This window comes from Vibrio sp. 3-2(1), assembly GCF_963887575.1.
GTDB lineage: Bacteria > Pseudomonadota > Gammaproteobacteria > Enterobacterales > Vibrionaceae > Vibrio > Vibrio anguillarum.
In genome coordinates, this window is record NZ_CAWPGB010000022.1 from 515,470 (window position 1) to 535,792 (window position 20,323).

Consider the following 20,323-nt stretch of genomic DNA (forward strand, 5'->3'; position numbering starts at 1 on the left):
AAGGATTAAGCTATGCCAACTCCATGTTATATCTCTATCGAAGGCGAAACTCAGGGCCTCATCACTGCAGGCGCTCTTTCTACTGACTCTATCGGCGATGCGTTCGTTGAAGGTCATGAAGACCAAATGTTGGTTCAAATGTTTGACCACGTTGTGACTGTACCGACCGACCCACAATCGGGTCAGCCTTCAGGTCAACGTGTGCACAAACCATTCAAATTCACCGTCGCGCTCAACAAAGCGGTTCCTCTGCTTTATAACGCCCTCTCTTCGGGTGAGAAGATGAAATCGGTGGAGCTAAAATGGTACCGTACCTCTATCGAAGGTAAGCAAGAGAACTTCTTCACGACCAAACTCGAAAGCGCGTCTATCGTGGACATTCATTGCGAAATGCCACACTGCCAAGATCCAAAAAACGGCGACTTCACACAAAACGTTACGGTTTCTATGTCTTACCGTAAAATTCTGTGGGATCACGTGAACGCGGGTACTTCAGGCTCAGATGACTGGCGCAAACCCGTCGAAGCGTAAGCTTTGATTTGGGTGGCTGGCTGATGTTGCGTAAGCAAAGCCAATCGAGTCAGCCACCTTTTTTAGCCTTAAGCAAAGTACATTTAATGAGTGTGACTTGCTTAAGGCTTTGCTGTTTCTAGTGTAAAGAGGATGGAAGATGGCCACGCTGAATTTTACGTTAAAGGTTGATGGACTCGCAGAGGATGTGTTTGTAGTGCGAGACTATCAAGGTCAGGAGTCGTTATCGAACACGCGACAGGTCAATGGTGAGCCTTGTTATGGGTTTCGTTATCACATTGAGCTGGCGAGTCGTCAATCCACGCTCAGTGCGATGGACGTGGTGGATAAAAACGCCCAGCTTGCGGTTATCCGTAATGGTCAGGTGGTTCAGTACGTGCATGGCATTGTTCGCCATTTTGGTATCGGAGATACCGGTCACAGCCACACCCACTATTCGCTGACTTTAGTGCCTGCATTAGAGCGGTTATCACTGCGCCATAACAGCCGTATTTTCCAGCTTAAAACGGTGCCTGAAATCCTTTCCGTTTTACTTGAAGAGATGGGCATCAGTGATTACGCCTTTTCACTCAAACGCGAGTGTGCTCAACGTGAATTTTGTGTTCAGTACCGTGAAACCGACCTTGATTTCTTGCATCGCTTAGCCGCCGAAGAGGGGTTGGTGTATCACTTTGTTCATCAGGCTGGTAAGCACACGTTATTTTTCAGTGATGACAGCCAAAGCTTAAGCAAACTCGATAGCCCGGTGCCTTGGAATGCCCTGTCTGGAGGGGTAGCCGACACACCTTATGTGTCCAAGTGGGCTCAACACACTCAATCGCATGTGGCGCAGAGCCAATTAGCCGATTACAGCTTTAAAAAACCCGCTTACAGTTTCAGTCAAAACGCTCGTGGTACGGAGATGAATTACCAACAGCCGAACTATGAGCATTTTGATTTCCCTGGCCGCTTTAAAGACGATGTGAGCGGTAAGGCGTTCAATCAAATTCGTTTAGAGTATTTACGCCGTGAAGCGCACACCGCGCAAGGCGCCAGTAATGAGCCTCGTTTACGCGCAGGGACAAAGTTTGACCTCATAGACCATTTGGACCCGCGCTTTAACCGTGATTGGGTCGTAGTGAGTATTGTCCATACCGGGAGCCAACCTCAAGCCCTCGAAGAATCGGGGGGCAGTGGCGCGACGACCTACTCCAACCATTTCACTGTGATACCCGCTCATGTGACGTGGCGAGCCACGCCGCAACCCAAACCACAAGTGGATGGCCCGTGCATGGCGAAAGTGGTTGGCCCAGACGGTGAGGAAATCTTTTGTGATGAGCATGGCCGGGTCAAACTGCATTTTCCATGGGACAGAGAGTCTGAGGGGAATGAGCTGAGCTCATGCTGGGTGCGCGTGTCTCAAGGATGGGCAGGAGGGCAATATGGCATGATGGCCATTCCTCGTATTGGTCATGAAGTGATTGTGTCTTTTCTTCATGGCGACCCAGACCAACCGATTGTCACTGGGCGCACGTACCACGCGACCAATACGTCGCCTTACGTCTTGCCCGACCATAAAACCAAAACCGTGTTGCGCACGCAAACCCACCAAGGCGAAGGGTTTAATGAACTGAGCTTTGAAGACCAAGCAGGGCAAGAATTGGTGTATGTGCACGCGCAAAAAGATATGCAAGTGAAGGTCGAGAACTCTCATCATGCCCGCATCAACTATGACCAGAGCGTGAGTATTGGTCATGATGAAATGCATGTCGTCGCCAATGACCGCAAGCTCACGGTGGATGGCTCACAAAACCAGGTTACAAAAGGTAACTATATCTCTGATACTCAAGGGGATAAACACGAATCGATTGGCGGTGATTTGGCACGCAAAATTGCGGGTGCCATCGGGGTCAGTGCCGACGGCGACATTACGATAAAAAGTGGCAGCAAAATTACCCTACAAGTTGGCGGAAGTTTTGTGGTGATTGATGCCAGTGGCGTTGCGATAGATGGTGGCACCATCTTGATTAAATCGGGAGGCTCACCCGGCTCACTAGCCCTTCCTTCAAGCGCGGAAGTTTTAGAAGCGGCCGCCTCAGCTGGGAGCGCTTTTGTCGCTAACTGCCCGGAGATGAGCTGATGCGTCATTTAGTCAATTATGCCGTGGTAGATCGAACCGTGGCTCCTGAGTTTATTGCCGAAGTGAAAGAGTCAAATAACGAGCATTGGTGTTTATTTCCAGAGCCAATCGAAGAAGACTTTGCCCTAGTGGCTCCTTTTCTGGTGCTCATGACCCCAGAGCTTACCGCGCAGCTCATCACAAAAAATGCCCCTTGGGGATTTTTCCTTCAATCAGAGCATGACCACAAGACGCTTCGCGCTCATCTTCGTCGTCTGATGAATATTGAGATCCTACAGACCAAAGAGCGGCTGTTTTTTCGTTACTACGATCCACGAGTGCTATGGGCTGTACTCGATGGATTTGAGCCACTTTGGCTAAACCACTTCCTCGGCCCGATACAGAGCGTTCATACCACATTCCCACAACAACGTGCGTCAGACTTCGAGCCATTGCTGACACCCTATCGCCGATTTGGGTATGAAACATTCACACCGTTTCCAATAGAGCGCACTCACTATCAAGCCATTCTTGCTCAGTGTGAGCAAAACTTGGTCGATGAAGTTGCCAGCATTGTTGGCGATACGGACAAAGTTTTTAGCGAAGCGCTGGTCAACCAATTGATTGAATGGGAGATCTCCCTTCCAACTTACATCAAAAGGGTTGCACAGTGGTGTTCAGATGAGAAAATTACTAGCCTGCTTAACTTTCCCAAGCCGTGGCAAACACTGTTATCGAACACTCAATATCCAGCGGATTACCGAATCATGCGTCTTCAGTCTGAAGTAAGGACCACTCATGTCATGTAAACACCCGGCAGGTGTTGCCTGCCGCTGTAATCTAAAAGGCGATTGTTTAGTTCGCTACCAAATCACTAGCGATGCGGGCCTTTTTGAGTTTAAAAATGGCGATGTTGGCACTCGTACCGTCAAACTCGTGGATAAAGGGGAAGGCACTTCCGTTAATATTGCGATTGAAGGGAGCTGTGTCAATCATCTCTCTTCCTGCCCTACGGGGTACTTAAGTGATAACATCGCGTATTCTGAAGCGCTGTCGGCTTCACAATGTAAAAATCACACCTTGTATTATCGCGCGATACCCAGTGAAAGAATGGGGTTACTTGGGGCGATACAAAATTTACTGTCTGAAAACAAAGCCACCGCATTGAGCCATACCCGTTATAAAGTGTGTATCACGCAATGCGCCGGAAAACCGCAAGCCGAGCAGACACTGTGGCTTTCTCCACCTATTAGTTATCTTTTGGGGCCAATCCCCAATGACACCTTTATTGACGTGTATCCTCAGCTCACGCTGAAACCGAAGTTGACGTTGGCAGGAAAACACATCAAGAAAAGCATCTCAGATGAAGACCGACACAAAGCGTATCAGTACAAAGAGAGTACGGGGCAACTTGATGGTCTCAGTATTCCAACAAAGGAAATTGAAAAAGGCTTTTCTCTGTCAGGGAGTTTGTCCATCAATGAAGGGAGCCAAATCACTCAGTATGGGGTGGGTTATACCCATACGGACTCTAATATCCCGGGTAAGCCCAGTACACGTGATTTAGACACGGAATTTGAGGGCATCAAAAAGAAAATGAAGCTCGTGAAAGCGGCGACCCAGATGGTGGAGCAGATACAATCGGGTCTTTATACGGAAAAGGCGAGCAAAGGTGAGGTGAAGTTGTATCATTTCGATTTTCAGCCGCCCTCCTTAAGCCTTGAAGGGGAGCAGACCGTTAACGTGGCCAATAACGGGTTGGATGTCGACGGAAAGGTGACACTGGGTTTGGATCCCCTGATTGGCTTTGAGCTGAAGCTTGATATGCTGATGGCCGCGGCCATGTATTTTAAATTGGGCAACGTTGTGCAAACGGTGCGGGAGAAAGCCGCAGAGTTGGAGCCACGAGTCAAAGAAGGGAAAACCGGAGCCTATGCCGGAGCCGAGTTTGATATCACGCTAAAAGCCGCGTTGAGCGCGAAAGGCAGCATCCAGTATACACCACAGAAAGCGCCGACTTACGATTTTGAAGCCGAAGTGGAAATGCCGATCAAGGGTGATTTGAATGCTCGCAGCGGCCTTCGTGTTTGGATGATGGAAGGTGCGTTTAATGTAAATGTAGGAAGCAATGTCAATGCCAAGGGGATGCTGGCGTTAACGACAGAGACGAAAGACCCAAACGCTCGGGTTGAGTTGGTGTTTTATCATGGTGGGATCTGGGCGGAAGTGAGCATTGAGAAGTCTTTGGAGTTTAGCTCAAATGAAGAGGATAAAGACAAAAATAGCAATGTCGGATGGGATGGTGTCTTGGGGTCAGAAGAAACACAAGAGCAATCTAACTCAACAAAAATCAAAGAAAAATGGCAATGGGTTGAAGCGAAAAGTAAACAAGATTCAGAATATCGCGTAGTCGTGATTGGATAAAAAGAGGAAACAATGAAAGCGTATTTTATTGCAGCGTGCATAACGTTACTGGCAGCCTGTTCGGGAGACAATGAATTAATGAGTATTAGAGAGCAAGTGTCTACAGTCGATATTAGCATTGAGAATGAGGGGAAAAAGCCCGAGGTGCTATACACCACTAATATCCGAGCGCAAACCTTATACTGCCTTGGTCTATTTAATGAAATGAAAATGCTGGACAACTTAAAAACCAGCAGTGGCACCTTCTCCTCTGGCTTTAATCCCACCGCTTATTTGCAGCCAGGTGAAAATTCTTTAGACCTTTATACCGCGCCTATTGGCTTATATGAGCGAGATTATACATATCATGACGATGACCAGTGTGAAATGACGCTATACGGCGCTTTCCCTAATGGAGAGAAGGAGGAAATGTCCTCTTTGCATATCACCATCGAAGAGGGAAAGCCGACGGCTAAAGCGTCGAAAACCTATCCGGCTAATCACCAAACCCCATTAAATGATGTTGAGGGTGAGGTTGAAGGTAGAGCGACTAAATTTGCTCGCACTGTTAACATTAAAACCATTCCTCGCTGGCGTTGGGTTGATGCGACGCCTATTCGAGAAGATAACCCAGAGCAGATGAAGCAGTTGTACCGCGCTTACAGTAACTTGATTGAGTTGATGGAAAAGCGCGATTTTGAAGGGTTAAAAATGGCGTACTCACTGTCAATGCGAGAGCATGCTAAAGCAGATGGGTATTTCGCTAAACCGGAAGATTTTTATGATGCTGTTGGTTTTGAAGAGAATTTTAACAAATGGGAAGATGCCTCAGTTGAGCCTCGCCGAGATTGGAGTGAGTATAAGCTTGAATCGCGTATGGATGGACGTCTTGTGCGATTAAAGGATGAACGTAGCCATTCTCCACTACGAATAGGTTCGGATAAAAATAACAAAATCATATCTCAGCTACCTTATTTTTCGATGATTGATGGTCGAGTAGTCGTATCGCGTTAGGAGGTAATGATGCCAGGTGCCGCAAGATTAGGTGATATTGGCTCAGAGCATGATTGCTTCCCGCCAACGCCGATTATTTCTGCCAGTAGTGGTGTGTTTATTAATGGCCAACCCGCGGTACGTCAAGGAGATGCACTGCAAGATCATGGCTGCCCATGCTCTGAAAAACCCCACGGTAGCCACCCACGCAGTATTTCTGGTGGTTCAAGTGGTGTTCTGATTGATGGCAAACCCGCCGCCCGTTTAGGCGATGCTATTGATTGTGGAGGCACCATCGCCTCCGCATCATCGGATGTGATGATTGGGTAAGGAAACAACGGTCAGCTAAAGCTAGCCGTTTTCTCTATACAATAATTAGGTCAACGGGTTGTAGACCAATTTAGAGCCGTGATTAGTGAAACACGCAGTTTCCCAAATTGTGCAAGGGTCTCTTGCACAAATGGCCTTTCTGTCAGGTACGACAAAGCCACAGATAATGTCTATGGCTTTGTCGTACGGCTACAGAGTGTTTGTCATTCGCTTTGACGAGGAAACGTATTCTGTGTGTAGTGCCAGCTGTTTTATCACCAAATATGGGAGGGGAAAATACCTAGGTTTATTACATATCCTCGATGGGCTGCTTTACAATTATGCCAAGTTCAAATTGATACTATTACTTCTGGCTAGACAGTAGATAGTAACGTTAAGAAAAAGCAGAGATACCCGAGGCTCTCTGCGTAGTCTAAAGCTGTAGGCTGTGTCGCAAGTTTACTTTGTTTTATAGTGGATTCGAACGGCGTTGTTGATCAAATCAGTCACCTATTAAATGAAAGAACTAGCAAAGTGCTTTGGTGCCAATTTACGCGGAAAACGTAGGGACAAAAAGGTTTTTCAAGACCAACTAGCTTTGTTGGCCGATATCGTTCGGAGTTGTATTGGCAGGATTGAACGAGGAGAAGTGAACATCACACTCGAAAAAAGCCTACCAATTAGCGAAGGTGCTCGAGTGTGATGTTAGAGACCTTCTTCCTTAGCTATCTACTTATTCAGCAGTAAATTGTTCTTGTACTCGAATGAAGGTGGTTCGTTTATTATCAACTACTTCGCAGTAGAGTTGAGGATTACAGTCCTCCTTTGGGGTTAAAACAAACAGCCGAGTGGCTGTTTGGAAAGTAACAGTGTTAATGTTGTGGGTGCACTCTACCTACTCGGCAGTACACTGTTTGGATGTATTTAATATTGTAGGTGGTACATTATCAGCTACCTACTCGGCAGTACACTGTTACTAATTAAAGAATAGTATGATTTTATCAATCAGTTAATCTATTTAGTTCTAATTAGCCCTATTTTTTCATGCTCGGTTAAATGTTATTTAATTCAATAAGTTAATTTTTTCGATAAAAAGATGGTCAAATTAAGGGGACTGGTTGAAACGAATTGTCTGTATTCGACAGTCCGTAACTACTGAAAATAGAGTCACCCTCAAAACTTTGTTCTGACTTCATTTGTATGTTCAATGGAAAGATGCATTTTTTACTTTGACTGTCAATCTCGAGTGAGTGGTAGTGGGGAAGAATAATTGACTCTCTTTGTTTAATAAGAGCTGGATTAAAAGACTCTCCTCTAGCGGTTGCCCGCTTTTCAAGGCGTCTTAGCTTTCTTGTTTGACCTGCAGCAGAAGATTTGTCGATCGATTGATTACGTACAAACGAAACATATTCGCAACCATCGGGAATTTGAGCTGTTGCTGAAATATCGAAATAACTCAGCTTTCTCATTTGAATAAAGTATTGGTGCTTCAGTAATAAATCGAGCTCAACTTTACTCGTGCTGATAAAAGTGAGCTTCTTGCCTACAGTATCTTCACACCAACCAGGGAAAGAGATGCCGATACTTCGGGTATCATACTTGTAATTGAATGCGTGAAGAGTGCTCAAACACTTCGCTGCGAGCACCTCATTGTCACAGCGCTCAGGAAGAAACGTTATGGTCTTATTGTACCAATTCATAGCTAATCACCCTTATGCTGGAACATCCCACCCTTAATCAAGTTTGCCAGTAAGAAGTGCATATCGTTGATAGTTTCCTGATCTGGAGTTTTGTTAGCGTTCAACACTTCAATGTAATGTTCTGCTTGTTGCAGTATCGAAAACAAATCTTTTCCGGTAGACGGATGACGGTAGCAAGTGACATCTTCGCGATGAACGCCAAACCTTCCGACCCGAAGTGACTCAGTTGCCCCAGGATACCAGTCGTCAATGGTCGCAATGGCCGCTCCAGTTTTAAAGGCACCTAGTATTGGACTACGTTCGCCATCAATCGTTGTACTCTGAAAAACTCGACTGTTTTGAGATTTCGATTTGCTTTTACTGCCACTTTCTTTTTCCGTGAAAGCTTGGCTTGGCCGCACCATAGCATTAGTTGGCAAGTGCAAGGTGGCCTTGACTTCAAATATAGCCAGCCCATTAGAGCTAGAAAAAGCGGTTTTGATCATTTTTGTTATGGCCGACCAATCTTTATGACTTTCAAAGTCTTGTCGTGACCTGTAGCTACTACGGATATCTTCAAATTTAACCTTGTTCCCGTTCCATGGCCAAGGTGCTAGTTCAATGTTCCAGCAATAAGCTTTGCGGGTATTTTCCCACAGCCATGCACCGTTGCATATATTGATCAAATATCGGGTTGCTAGCTCAGTCCAGCCGATTTTCATTTCGTACAGCTCGATAAGTTGTACCAACGTTTGTTTGACTGAGCTTGAATTACACTTATACGGTTTGCGTAGTTCACACGAAAATGAGACGGAAAAGCAGCATTCGACATGACTAGCGCCAAACGGAACACGGCATATATCAACCTGATGAGGGTTTCCTTGAGCCAACGCCTCAGCGGTAGCACTTTTTATTGGTTGGCCTGATGCATCATAGGCTAATGATGCCGTTTCCATTTGCCCGAGCAGAGTACGAGATGTGTAGGTTAAAGGTGTTTTTTTATCATCGGGCCAGACGACAAAAAAGCAGACATCTGATGGGTCGATAGATCGCTCATAGGCTAGACTTGTCGGTAGTTTCATCGTTGATAATCCTTGGCTGTACCACTAGGTAGTTTTGATGGTTATTTAGCGACCAAAAGATTGTGTTGGCATCGGTCTCTGAGCTAAAGGTGATTGAGTTAATGAGCCCAATAATGCACTCGGCGAAAGCGTGTTTGTAACTTCTGAGTGAGTTTGGTTTATCTTTGGGCTCTTCTAACAAGTGGTAACCGACACAGCTTGCCATGAGCTGATGGTCTTCTTTCATGGCAGCTAATAGATCACCTAGGTTATTGTTTGGCTGTGCATAAAGTGATAACCACCTTCCAGCCTCTATTGGCAGAGATTGGATCGCTGCTTCTAATGTGGAGAATGAGTTGATATGTTTAAAGTCATCAATCGCAATCTTTGCTGAACCTCGAGCAAATCGCTTTGGTAGCGATGTAATTAACGTAGATTGGTCAATACGTTGAGCAAAGTTGGTGTTCAAAATAAGACTAAACACTACATCACACTGCCAGTCATCTCGGGTTGCGGGAGCTGATATTGTTCCGTTGCCTTTTTCCACAAATTCCGCTGTTAAACCTCGCTTTTCGACATGTAATTGGTGGACACATATCGCAAAGGATTCGACACGAAACGTGGGATTTAATCTATTCAATTTGCGTTCGAATGCGTGAACGAATCCAAAGAAAGCGGTGAGTGACGGAATCCCTACTGTGACCGGAGAGCTTAAAGCAGTTGCGCCGCAAACCCTGATGTTCGGTAGGACTAGAAATGAACCGTTAGAATAGTGCGTACTATCATTGAGCGAATTTGAGAGCGCTCGCTTCAAAAGTTCAGTAAAGAGCTTCGTCATTACTGGGTTGTATGCAAAACGCTTTGTGGCTCCAAGGCAAGATAAGTCATGATTCAAATGTTGAACAAGAATGATTGAATCAAGGGTGTGGTCTTGCATTGCCAACCAAACGCTGACCATATTTTGAATCTCGATTTTGTATTTTCTACGGAGCGCTTTTCGCGCATTTTCAGGTATGAGGCGTTTGTTAAGGCGCTGGTACTGTTTTAATGATTGAACATTCTCTGACGTTAACCAGCTTCGTTTGCTGTTTAATCGATGATGAGGGGTAATGGAAAACTTGGTGTTAGACTTTAACATTCTAAATGCGCCGCCACATGTCATCGCAGTGACACCCATGTTGGTGGCTCTGCTAAACCGCGTGGTCGATGCATGCCGATATTCATCTTGGAGCCCTTGATAAAAGTGGCTCTGCATTGATAGAGATGCAACAGGTGAGAGTGAAATGTAGGACGTATCGCTATTCGGGAGAGATATTTGAGTCAAGTAATTCGGGGCGAGTGGCACACTGATGGTTATGTGAGCAATTGAAGCTAACTGCTTTGCTATTGCTTTACGAGTTTTTTGATAGCAACCTAATTTCGTTAAAGTTTTCCAAAGTGGATGTTCTACATCTTTAAGAAGCTCAGCCAAGCATGATATCACCCCATTCCAACAAAACTCAGTGGTGAGTAATGCGCTCTTGTTGACGTATTTTGAATCATGGCTATATGACCAATGGTATGGTGGGATTTTTGAAGAGGAAAGTAGAAAACTCGGTAACTCACCTAGGGCTTGGGTTCTAATAATGCCTTCAGAACGTATATCAGGAAATTTGGGGTTGTGGCTTTGTCGATAATTAACGCAATTTAAGCAGCTAGCCCACCACTTTTCATCTCGGAGTTTTTGCTTACATTTGGCTTGGTCGAGCAGGTCTTTTTGATCATTAGTCTTATCGGTTAAATTGACTAATATCGTCAGTGCGTCAAGTTCTTTACCATCAATTACAATATGCGGTGTGAGTGGACGAAATGCTCGCTTAAGTACTGTCGTTAAGTCGTCAGGCGTGGATTCGATTAACTCTTTCAGAGTTTGCATTTACCACCTCGACACATAGAACGAACGGTTAAACTCATCGGTTTGGAACTCAGCCAACCAAAGACAGAAAATATCGCCGAAATGAAATAGATAATCGGTGACCTCAAGAGGGCTATTGGGTTTGGTTCTTCGGTTTGGCTTCAAGATACGTTGTTCAACTATCGATGCTATTTGATCGACGCTACAATTTAGCAATACAGTTGCTTCTAACGCGTTCATTTTAAGGTTAGCGATTAATCCCTTGTCTCGCCATAAACGTTTTTCTAAGTGGCTGAGAAGCTCACCTAGGATGATATTGTGTTGAAGATTCCGTTCAGGTAACCGAATTGAATGGAAAAATAACCGACCAAGAAGATCTTTTAATCGTAATTCAGATGTGCTGACAACGGCATGCTCTAGATTAAATTCAATTTCATCATCAATCATTGAATGAAATGATCTTGGCCAGTTTGAGAAAAAATGGGTGAATGACAGATGGTCGAACTCGTTGTCATTAAGATTCATCCACCAGTGTATCAAACCCCAACGGTAGCTTCGAGGGATGTCTGGTAGATCTTGAGAGCCATTGCCAGCGAGCCAATTTGAAACAGTGGATGTCGTCTCATAACTATTCTCTTGATTCTTGGTGGTGATAGGCTCTTTGCAATTGTTGCAAATTCCTTTTAACCCACATACTCGGTAGTCAAACTCAGCGCCACAACTACAGGCGTTAATTAAAGGTATATTATGAATGTGGCAGTGATCGTATCCCTTAAAATGCCAAAGATAAGAAGCGTAGCCATTTTCTTGTAAGCACAAAGGACAGCTAGAGATGGAGTTAGTCCGAAGCAAACTGCGAGGCAACACTTCCGCGCCCCGTATCACAGCACTTGTTGAGGGCGAGTATTGCAAGTTTGTTCGGTTTAATGCTAACCCGAGCAGTTCTGGCGGCTCATTAAACGTTAATTGAGCAAGTTTCAGGAGCGAGGCGGTTCGTGCTCTGGAACTGTTATTAGCCGAGCATGGGTTTATCCTAGTGATATCCGTAGGAAAGGTTTGATAGCCATGATGATCAATGTCTTGAAGGAAGCGCTTGGTGGCTTCTAGGAAGCGATGAACATCATCATATCCATTTTTGTTAGCAACTCGAATAAAGAAACTCTCGAGGCTTTCATCGCTATAAGGTTTAGGTCTTTGCAAAAACATAGAGCTCCTCCTGAATCTAATATAGGAGGTAAAGGCCCTATTAACAGGGTTTTACTTGGGATTGAGAGGCCAGCCACAACTTTTTGATTTTGCTTATGTTGGCGTAGCATTTAAGTGTAATTGAATATCAACTCAATGCGTAATACGGTAAGCTCCGTTCCCATAAGTAAAAATAGTTACGGACGTCAGAATGGCAACTCTACTCAGTTGGCTTGGCAGAACAGATCTTGACCAAATGAAGCAGGATAAGCCTGCTTCCATTGCAACGATTGCTCTTAAAGGAAAAACGCTAGACAGCATCATTATTCTTGCCAGTACCTGGGAAGATGAATGGTACGACTATGAAGAATGGTTGAAGAGAAAGCTGGCTTGTGCGGGACGTTCCAAGACTTCAGTGACTATTCAGCGTGTTCGATTAGCATCACCAATAGACTATTCAGCTATAACTAAAGTGATGCAAAAACAGCTGAGTAAGATTTCTGCTGGCTCGAAACACATTTATTTAAATCTCACATCTGGAACGCCGGCAATGACGGTTGTTTCTGTCTTACTCGGCAAGAGCATCGCAAAATGTCAGCTCCTTCAAACATCGCCCAAAGGTGAGTTAATTGAAGTCGATATACCCGTTGATTTCGCGACGGAATACACCAAATCCTCCACTGGCGCTATACAGTCACTGACATCAGATATCCCTCAATTAAGCTCGGCCTTTGAAGCTATAACAGCAAAATCGACAATCATGCAGCTTCTAGTGAAAAAAGCTCACAGACTCGCATTATCTGATTTACCTGTACTTGTGCTTGGTGAAAGTGGTTCAGGCAAAGAAGTCATGGCGACTGCAATTCACAATGCAAGTTCTCGCGCTGAAATGCCATTTAGAGCCGTTAACTGTGGTGCATTACCAGAAAATTTAGTGGACTCAATTCTATTTGGTCACGTTAAAGGGGCGTTTACCGGAGCTGATAAAGATCATTCAGGGCTATTTGAACAGGCAAATGGTGGCACCTTGTTTCTAGATGAAGTGGGCGAGCTGCCACTCAATGTCCAAGTTAAATTACTTAGAGCGCTACAACAAAAAGAAATCACGAGAGTCGGCGACGTTAAATCTAAGGTTGTTGATGTTCGCATTATTGCGGCTACGCACCAGGATCTGTTTCAGATGACATCACAAGGAGCCTTTCGGGAAGATTTATTCTACCGACTCGCCGTCGGGGTTATTGAAGTGCCACCACTTAGAGCAAGAGCGGAAGACATTCCAGAACTCATATCAATACTAATGAGTGATATCAACCAACAGGCCGAAAAGCATCCTCTGTTTGAAAGTAAGAAAATTTCCGCTGATGCAATAAATTTTTCGAAGTCTTATCCATGGCCCGGAAATATAAGGGAGCTTTGGAATACATTAAATAGAGCGGTTTTATGGTCTGAGTCGAATACTATTTCTGTCGAAGACCTTCAATCGTCAGTATTAAGTGCCGGTAGAAACCAATCTTCACAGGGTGAGTTTTCTGTGCCTGGAGATATACAGCAATATATTGATAATATTAAGAAAGATGCGGTCGAATCGGCTTTAGAGTATAGTCGTAATAATAAATCCAAAGCAGCTGAAGCACTAGGTCTAAAGAGTCATCAAACGTTAAGCGGCTGGATGACAAAATTAGGTATTGAAGAATAAGCAAGCAGGCTAAAGCAGGGTTGGCATACCCATTGCTCATTGAGGTCAGGAGTACAATAAGAGTGAAAACGTCAGTGAACTTTGAATATCTAAGAAAAGATTGGCCAGAATTGGCAGAGCTTGGTGCATTTGCTGAGGCTTATGCAGTGAGCGATCCTCAAAGTGCATTAGTTAAGCTGCGCTGTTATGTCGAAAAAATCGTTGGCTACCTCTATTACGAGCTTCGCCTTCCTGTTGCCCCCAATGCTTCTATGCACGATAAACTCATCAGTGGTTCATTTACCTCCATCGTTGATAAATCCATCGCGGATAAATTCCATGCTATTCGCCGAGGCGGAAACAAAGCCGCTCACGATGGCAATGTCACTCAGCATGATGCCATTTGGTTACTAAAAGAATCCTATTTCATTGGGTGTTGGCTTTATATTGCTTATGGTGAAGGCAAACGAGAAGAATGCCCCGACTTTACCACACCAGAGAATGTCCAAGGTGTAGATGAATCAAAAGGCGAATTTAAGCGCAAGAATCGCCAATTACAGGAGAAGCTTAAGCAGAATGATGAAGTGCTTAAGCAAGCCATAAAAGAGCTGGAAGACGTCAAACAAGCTCAATTAGCGGCACAAAAAGAAGCGGCCTCACTGAAACAACAGGCCAATCAAGCCAAAGCCGACAATCTAAAACAAAATACCCTTAGCTTGAAAAACAGTTTTGACTTCAATGAGGCGGAAACCCGTAAGCGGTTAATTGATGCCGAATTGCGCAGTCAAGGCTGGGACGTTGCACTGGACGATGAAAGCACCGAGCAAGTGTCAAAAGAATACCAAGTTGATGGCCAGCCAACACCGACAGGGAAAGGTTATTGCGACTATGTGCTTTGGGATGACAACGGTAAACCGCTAGCGGTAATTGAAGCAAAACGCACTCGCACAGACGCCAAAGCCGGACGCGAGCAAGCAAAGCTGTATGCCAATGCACTGGCAAAGCAAACTGGCCAACGCCCGGTTATTTTTTACACCAACGGCTATGAAATCTACATTTGGGATGATGCCCAAGGCTATGCGCCGCGTTCAATTTTCGGTTATTACTCAAAAGACAGCCTGCAATATTTGATTCAGCAGCGAGAGCTAAAACAAGATCTTAACGAAACCCCAATTGATACCAAGGTCGCAGGGCGCATGTATCAAATGGAAAGCATCACACGGATATGCGAACGTTTTTCTGATAAACACCGCAAAGCACTGGTGGTTCAGGCAACCGGCACGGGTAAAACCCGCGTATCTATTGCATTGGCTAAGCGTTTGCTTGAGGCAGGCTGGGCCAAACGTATCCTGTTTTTGTGTGACCGCAAAGAGCTGCGTAAGCAGGCCGGCGGCGCATTTAACGAATACACCAACGAGCCTCTTTACATCAAAGGCAAAAGCAAGAAAGCCGCCGCCGCAAAGGCGCGTATCGTGATCGCCACCTATCCGGGCATGATCCAAAACTTTGAAGAATATGACGTTGGCCATTTCGATTTAATCATTGCTGACGAATCTCATCGCTCTATCTACAACAAGTATGGCGAGCTATTTAAATATTTTGATGCGTTGCAAGTGGGGCTAACCGCCACCCCAGTAGAAATGATCTCACGCTCTACTAGCCAGCTGTTTGGCTGTGACTACAAAATGCCAACGGCGAATTACCCCCTTGAGCAAGCGATCGAAGAAAAAAACCTTGTTCCCTTTAAGGTGGTGGCGCATACCACGCAATTTTTACGTGATGGTATCAAAGCAAGTGAACTCAGTGATGAGCAAATTGCTGAGCTAGAAGAGCAGGGCATTGACCCCAACACCTTGGATTTTGATTCAGAGCTGATCGACAAGGCCATCTTCAACAAAGACACCAACCGAGCGATCCTTCGCAACCTAATGGAAAAGGGCTTAAAAGATGCCGACAACCAGCTTCCAGGCAAGTCGATTATCTTTGCTCGCAGCATTGCTCACGCTGATCTATTGGCTGATCTGTTCCATGAAATGTATCCGGACTTAGGTGGCAACTTCTGTCGAGTGATCCACTCAAAGTATGAACGCGCCGAAGATCTTATCGATAACTTCAAAAGCACAGAAGGCAGAGAAGACGACATCACCATCGCGGTGTCTGTCGATATGCTAGACACAGGCATTGATGTACCTGAGTGTGTTAACTTAGTGTTTGCCAAGCCGATTAAATCCAAAGTGAAATTTTGGCAAATGGTCGGGCGCGGCACGCGTTTGTGTGAGAACCTTTACGGCGCGGGTTTAGACAAAAAGCACTTCTTAATCTTTGATCATTGGGGCAACTTTGAATACTTCAAAATGAACCCAGAAGAAGACGAAGGCAGTCAAAGTAAATCTCTGCCGCAAAAAGTGTTTGAGGCCAAACTTATCCTTGCGGTTGAAGCCCTCAAAAAAGCAGAAATGGCAATCTTCGCTGATGTTGTTCAACAGATCAAAGCTGACATCGATGCACTCAATGATAAAACCATCGCCGTTCGGGAAAAATGGCAGCTAAAAGCGCAGCTGAGTGAAGAAAAACGCCTAATGCAGATGGCTCCCGATACCAAAACTCGACTGTTTGAAGAAATGGCGCCCCTGATGCAGTGGAAAAAAACCACCGGTGAGAGTGAAGCACTGCGCTTAGATCTGCAGTTCTTGCAGTTGCAACTGACCAAACTGCAACAGCCAAGCAAGGTTGAGATAGAAGCTCAGTCCATTTTGGACAAGGTGACTAGCTTGTCGATGCACTTAAATGAAGTGCGCAGCAAAGCCAGCACCATGAAGCAAATACAACAGCCAAGCTACCTTAACGATGCGGACTACTTTGCGGTTGAATCTTGCCGACAAAACCTGCGAAGCATTATTCATCTGCGTGACAAGGGGATTGCCCCAGCGCCGGTGGCAACGCCAATTATTGACGTGCGTGAAGATAGAGGCCTTTATCAGTCACAAGAGATAAAAACCAATATCATCACCGTCGATTATGAAATTTATCGCCAAGAGGTGGAGAAAACCTTGTCCCCCTTGTTTGAATCAAACGAGGTATTGCAAAAAATTCGTAGTGGCCAAACTGTGACAGAGGCGGACTTAGCCACCTTGAGCGCGCTGGTGCATACCCAGAATCCCAATGTCGATTTGCAAACCCTGAAAGAGTTCTTCCCTGAATCATCAGCAGGCTTAGATCAGATCCTTCGTACCATCGTCGGCATGGACGCGCAGCAAATCGAGAAAGAGTTCACCACCTTTGTCCAGCAGGTGCATACCCACCTTAACGCAAGGCAGCAACGATTTATCGGTATGCTCAAAAACCACCTCTGCCGCTATGGCTGTGTCGATATTGAACAACTGTATGACGCGCCATTTAACCAAATTGACGATGCAGGGCTAGATGGGGTATTCCCTAACCCGGCGCAAGCCGATGTCGTTGAGCAATTTGTGCGCCGATTTAGCGTGGATTTAGGTAACAAACAACCAAGTTAGAGAAAGCATTGAATTAGCCCTTTGGTTAAACCACCAAGCTGATTACACTACCCCCATTAATAACCAGCGGCTAACCAAGTAACACAGCCGCCCGTTGTCCATGCAGAGCCTTTGCTAATATATATTGTGCAAAGAGATCAAGCGAAAAACTAAAGAGAACAATAATGATCACATCAGGTGCACTAAAAAGCCAAATTGACAAGTTATGGGAAGAATTTTGGACTGGCGGGATCACCAACCCCTTAACTGTGGTCGAGCAAATTACCTATTTGATGTACGCCCGCATGCTGGATATGAATGAGCGTAACGACGAAAAGCGCAGCGCTCGCACAGGCAAGCCATTCACTCGTCGCTTCCCTGTGAGCGAAGATAAAAGCAAAGATAAACAACACATCCGCTGGGAAAATTTTCGCCACCTTGGCGCTGAAAAGCTCTATCCATTGGTAAAAGACGAGTTATTTCCATTCTTTAAAGAGCTGACCAGTGACGACACCCTGTTTGCTGAGTTTATGAAAGACGCTCAGCTGATGATCCAAAAAAAATCGCTATTGGTGAAGGCGGTTGAGTTGGTGAGTGAACTGCCACTAGAAAACAAAGATGTTAAAGGTGACTTGTACGAATACTTGCTGTCTAAACTAACCACCGCAGGGATCAATGGTCAGTTCCGCACGCCGCGTCATATCATCCGCGCCATGATTGAAATGCTCGATGTCGAAGAAACTCACCGAGTGTGTGACCCAGCCTGCGGTACGGGTGGCTTTTTATCTTCTACCTACGAATACCTGCTAGAAAAGTATTCATCACCTGAAGGAGTAGAGAAAGAGCAAGCGTTTGATATTGAAGGTAAGCCAGTGCTCGATGTACATGGCAAGCCGGTATTTAACTACCTTTATGCTGGTGACTTACTAGAAAACCGTGCTCATATCGATTACGACATGTTCCACGGGTTTGATTTTGACTCTACCATGCTACGTGTAGCGGCAATGAACCTAGTCATGCACGGCGTAAAACAACCGGGGATTCACTACCAAGATACCCTAAGCCAAAGTTTTATTGAGCGTTTTCCGAGTGAAGCCAAAAACTGCTTTGATATTATCCTTGCTAACCCACCGTTTAAAGGCAGCTTAGATGAGGAAGACGTCGACCCTGCCATTCTAAAAGTGGTGAAAACCAAAAAGACCGAGCTGCTGTTTGTCGCGCTTATTCAGCGCATGTTAAAAGTCGGTGGGCGCAGTGCCACCATTGTGCCTGATGGCGTATTATTTGGCAGCTCCAACGCCCACCAAATGTTGCGCAAGCACTTAGTTGAAGACAACCAGCTAGAAGCGGTTATCTCACTACCGAGTGGCGTATTTAAACCCTACGCTGGTGTGTCGACTGCAATCCTCATCTTCACCAAAGGTGGTAGTACCGAGAAGGTGTGGTTCTACGATGTTCAGGCTGATGGTCGTTCGTTAGACGACAAACGTACGGCAATCAAAGATAACGACTTACCAGATCTCGTTAAGCAGTACAGAGCATATCAAGCAGCGGTAATGGCAGGGGAACCTACCGAACAGTGGGCGGACAAAAAACAAAAAGCCTTCTTGGTCAATAAAGAAGACATCAAAACGAATAAATACGACCTGTCGATCAATAAATATAAAGAAGTCGTTTATGAGCAAGAAAGCTATGAAGAGCCGAAAGTGATTTTAGGTAAACTTAAAGCGCTAGAGAATGAGATCTTGGCTGACCTCAATGAACTGGAGTCGATGCTATGAGTTGGTCGATGGTAAAGCTAGGTTCACTTTGTAAAATTGTTAGGGGAAGTAGTCCTCGTCCCAAAGGTGATCCTAGATACTATGGTGGAACAATACCAAGGTTGATGGTTGGAGACCTAACACGTGATGGAAAAGTAGTTACTCCTAAAATCGATTTTTTGACTGAGGAAGGGGCTGCAAAGAGTCGTCCAATGAAGAGTGGTGACTTCATTGTAGCTGTGAGTGGTCAACCTGGACAGCCATGCATATTAGCTATTGATGCATGCATACACGATGGATTTGCTGGACTGCGTGATTTGGATACCAGTAGAGTCGATAAAGATTATCTATACCAATTTATGCTTCATACAAAGCAAAAATTGAGTTCGAGCGCTGTTGGTGCAATATTTAAGAACCTTACAACGGATCAGCTTCGAGAGCTTCAAATCCCACTCCCTCCATTAGATGAACAAAAACGCATTGCTGAAATTTTGGATAAAGCCGATGCTATTCGCCAGAAACGCAAACAAGCCATTGACCTTGCCAACGAGTTCTTACGCAGCGTGTTTTTGGATATGTTTGGTGATCCGGTAACGAATCCGAAGGGGTGGGAGGTTAAGAATATTGTTAATCTCGTATCTAAAGAAAAACATGCGATCAAACGAGGTCCATTTGGTGGTGCGCTAAAGAAAGAGATTTTTGTCGATTCTGGATACTTAGTTTACGAGCAATATCATGCATTAAACAATAACTTTGAGTTTGCTAGATATTTTATTGATGAAAGCAAATATCAAGAGCTTGAGGCATTTAAGGTGAGCGCGGGGGACATTATTATTAGTTGTTCTGGTGTGAATTTAGGTAGGCTCGCAATAGTTCCAGAGGGTAGCCCTGACGGAATAATAAATCAGGCTCTGCTTAAGGTTAAACTTGATGAATCAAAAATGTTAAATGACATGTTTGTGGCAATTTTTACTCACCCAAATTTTAAGAATGAGTTTTTTGGTGAGCATCGAGGAAGTGGCGTTCCCAATTTCCCTCCTATGAGTACATTTAAGGAGTTTGGTTTTATCGTGCCACCACTAGATGAACAAAAACAGTACTTAAGGGTCGTGAATAAAGTAAAAGTTTTAAAAAGAAGAATAGAGTTTTCTGTATCTTCAGCTAACGAACAATTTAACTCGTTAAGTCAAAAAGCCTTCTCAGGCCAACTATAAATTTCAGAGGTGTCTTCGGATGCCTCT

14 protein-coding genes and 1 pseudogene are annotated in these 20,323 nt (G+C 44.9%); 11 read left to right on the top strand and 4 right to left on the bottom strand.

The window, feature by feature from the left end:
• The first annotated feature begins 12 nt into the window (after positions 1–12).
• The 7 genes and pseudogenes from AACQ79_RS10455 (at position 13) to AACQ79_RS10485 (ending at position 7,059) form a co-directional block, all read left to right on the top strand.
• Complete coding sequence (locus AACQ79_RS10455) at positions 13–531, top strand: Hcp family type VI secretion system effector (protein ID WP_019281889.1); 519 nt, start codon at positions 13–15, stop codon at positions 529–531.
• A gap of 139 nt (positions 532–670) precedes the next feature.
• Positions 671–2,650: a type VI secretion system Vgr family protein gene (gene tssI / locus AACQ79_RS10460; RefSeq protein WP_170899051.1), complete on the top strand. Its 1,980-nt coding sequence runs from the start codon at positions 671–673 to the stop codon at positions 2,648–2,650.
• Positions 2,650–3,438, top strand: a complete 789-nt coding sequence (locus tag AACQ79_RS10465) for a DUF4123 domain-containing protein (protein WP_170899052.1) — start codon at positions 2,650–2,652, stop codon at positions 3,436–3,438. Before tssI ends, AACQ79_RS10465 begins: the two co-directional genes overlap by 1 nt.
• On the top strand, positions 3,428–5,053 hold the full coding sequence (locus tag AACQ79_RS10470; protein WP_170899053.1) for a hypothetical protein: 1,626 nt from the start codon (positions 3,428–3,430) through the stop codon (positions 5,051–5,053). The genes AACQ79_RS10465 and AACQ79_RS10470 overlap by 11 nt, the downstream gene beginning before the upstream one ends.
• Before the next feature lie 204 nt (positions 5,054–5,257).
• The gene (locus AACQ79_RS10475; protein WP_170899088.1) at positions 5,258–6,046 is read left to right on the top strand and encodes a glycosyl hydrolase family 26; all 789 of its coding nucleotides are present in this window, start codon (positions 5,258–5,260) and stop codon (positions 6,044–6,046) included.
• A 9-nt stretch (positions 6,047–6,055) separates the two neighbouring features.
• Positions 6,056–6,355, top strand: a complete 300-nt coding sequence (locus AACQ79_RS10480) for a type VI secretion system PAAR protein (RefSeq protein WP_081245287.1) — start codon at positions 6,056–6,058, stop codon at positions 6,353–6,355.
• Between the two features lie 496 nt (positions 6,356–6,851).
• Positions 6,852–7,059: pseudogene (locus AACQ79_RS10485) on the top strand (helix-turn-helix domain-containing protein).
• A gap of 375 nt (positions 7,060–7,434) precedes the next feature.
• Here AACQ79_RS10485 and cas6f read toward each other — a convergent pair.
• Genes cas6f through AACQ79_RS10505 form a run of 4 tightly spaced genes read right to left on the bottom strand, consistent with a single transcriptional unit; the run spans position 7,435 to position 12,174 of the window.
• Entirely contained in the window at positions 7,435–8,034 is a 600-nt protein-coding gene (gene cas6f / locus AACQ79_RS10490; RefSeq protein WP_019283234.1) for a type I-F CRISPR-associated endoribonuclease Cas6/Csy4, read from the bottom strand.
• 2 nt (positions 8,035–8,036) lie between these two features.
• Positions 8,037–9,095 (bottom strand): type I-F CRISPR-associated protein Csy3, encoded by a 1,059-nt coding sequence (gene csy3, locus AACQ79_RS10495; RefSeq protein WP_019283233.1) that lies wholly within the window; start codon positions 9,093–9,095, stop codon positions 8,037–8,039.
• Positions 9,067–10,989: a type I-F CRISPR-associated protein Csy2 gene (locus AACQ79_RS10500; protein WP_170899054.1), complete on the bottom strand. Its 1,923-nt coding sequence runs from the start codon at positions 10,987–10,989 to the stop codon at positions 9,067–9,069. Before AACQ79_RS10500 ends, csy3 begins: the two co-directional genes overlap by 29 nt.
• Positions 10,990–12,174, bottom strand: coding sequence for a TniQ family protein (locus tag AACQ79_RS10505; protein ID WP_170899055.1), 1,185 nt, complete (start codon positions 12,172–12,174; stop codon positions 10,990–10,992).
• A 190-nt stretch (positions 12,175–12,364) separates the two neighbouring features.
• Between AACQ79_RS10505 and AACQ79_RS10510 the strand changes: the two genes are divergently transcribed.
• The 4 genes from AACQ79_RS10510 (at position 12,365) to AACQ79_RS10525 (ending at position 20,296) form a co-directional block, all read left to right on the top strand.
• Positions 12,365–13,849, top strand: a complete 1,485-nt coding sequence (locus AACQ79_RS10510) for a sigma-54 interaction domain-containing protein (RefSeq protein WP_170899056.1) — start codon at positions 12,365–12,367, stop codon at positions 13,847–13,849.
• A 62-nt stretch (positions 13,850–13,911) separates the two neighbouring features.
• Positions 13,912–17,343 carry a DEAD/DEAH box helicase family protein gene (locus tag AACQ79_RS10515; protein WP_170899057.1) on the top strand — a complete coding sequence of 1,144 codons (3,432 nt, stop codon included), beginning with the start codon at positions 13,912–13,914 and terminating at the stop codon, positions 17,341–17,343.
• Positions 17,344–17,507: 164 nt separating this feature from the next.
• On the top strand, positions 17,508–19,103 hold the full coding sequence (locus AACQ79_RS10520) for a type I restriction-modification system subunit M (RefSeq protein ID WP_170899058.1): 1,596 nt from the start codon (positions 17,508–17,510) through the stop codon (positions 19,101–19,103).
• Positions 19,104–19,111: 8 nt separating this feature from the next.
• The gene (locus tag AACQ79_RS10525; RefSeq protein ID WP_170899059.1) at positions 19,112–20,296 is read left to right on the top strand and encodes a restriction endonuclease subunit S; all 1,185 of its coding nucleotides are present in this window, start codon (positions 19,112–19,114) and stop codon (positions 20,294–20,296) included.
• The last annotated feature ends 27 nt before the right edge of the window (positions 20,297–20,323 follow it).

Bases quoted from the DNA above. Each gene is read 5' to 3' on its own strand.
- AACQ79_RS10455 (WP_019281889.1), top strand. From the start codon at position 13: ATGCCAACTCCATGTTATATCTCTATCGAAGGCGAAACTCAGGGCCTC.
- tssI (WP_170899051.1), top strand. From the start codon at position 671: ATGGCCACGCTGAATTTTACGTTAAAGGTTGATGGACTCGCAGAGGAT.
- AACQ79_RS10465 (WP_170899052.1), top strand. From the start codon at position 2,650: ATGCGTCATTTAGTCAATTATGCCGTGGTAGATCGAACCGTGGCTCCT.
- AACQ79_RS10470 (WP_170899053.1), top strand. From the start codon at position 3,428: ATGTCATGTAAACACCCGGCAGGTGTTGCCTGCCGCTGTAATCTAAAA.
- AACQ79_RS10475 (WP_170899088.1), top strand. From the start codon at position 5,258: ATGAAAATGCTGGACAACTTAAAAACCAGCAGTGGCACCTTCTCCTCT.
- AACQ79_RS10480 (WP_081245287.1), top strand. From the start codon at position 6,056: ATGCCAGGTGCCGCAAGATTAGGTGATATTGGCTCAGAGCATGATTGC.
- cas6f (WP_019283234.1), bottom strand. From the start codon at position 8,034: ATGAATTGGTACAATAAGACCATAACGTTTCTTCCTGAGCGCTGTGAC.
- csy3 (WP_019283233.1), bottom strand. From the start codon at position 9,095: ATGAAACTACCGACAAGTCTAGCCTATGAGCGATCTATCGACCCATCA.
- AACQ79_RS10500 (WP_170899054.1), bottom strand. From the start codon at position 10,989: ATGCAAACTCTGAAAGAGTTAATCGAATCCACGCCTGACGACTTAACG.
- AACQ79_RS10505 (WP_170899055.1), bottom strand. From the start codon at position 12,174: ATGTTTTTGCAAAGACCTAAACCTTATAGCGATGAAAGCCTCGAGAGT.
- AACQ79_RS10510 (WP_170899056.1), top strand. From the start codon at position 12,365: ATGGCAACTCTACTCAGTTGGCTTGGCAGAACAGATCTTGACCAAATG.
- AACQ79_RS10520 (WP_170899058.1), top strand. From the start codon at position 17,508: ATGATCACATCAGGTGCACTAAAAAGCCAAATTGACAAGTTATGGGAA.
- AACQ79_RS10525 (WP_170899059.1), top strand. From the start codon at position 19,112: ATGGTAAAGCTAGGTTCACTTTGTAAAATTGTTAGGGGAAGTAGTCCT.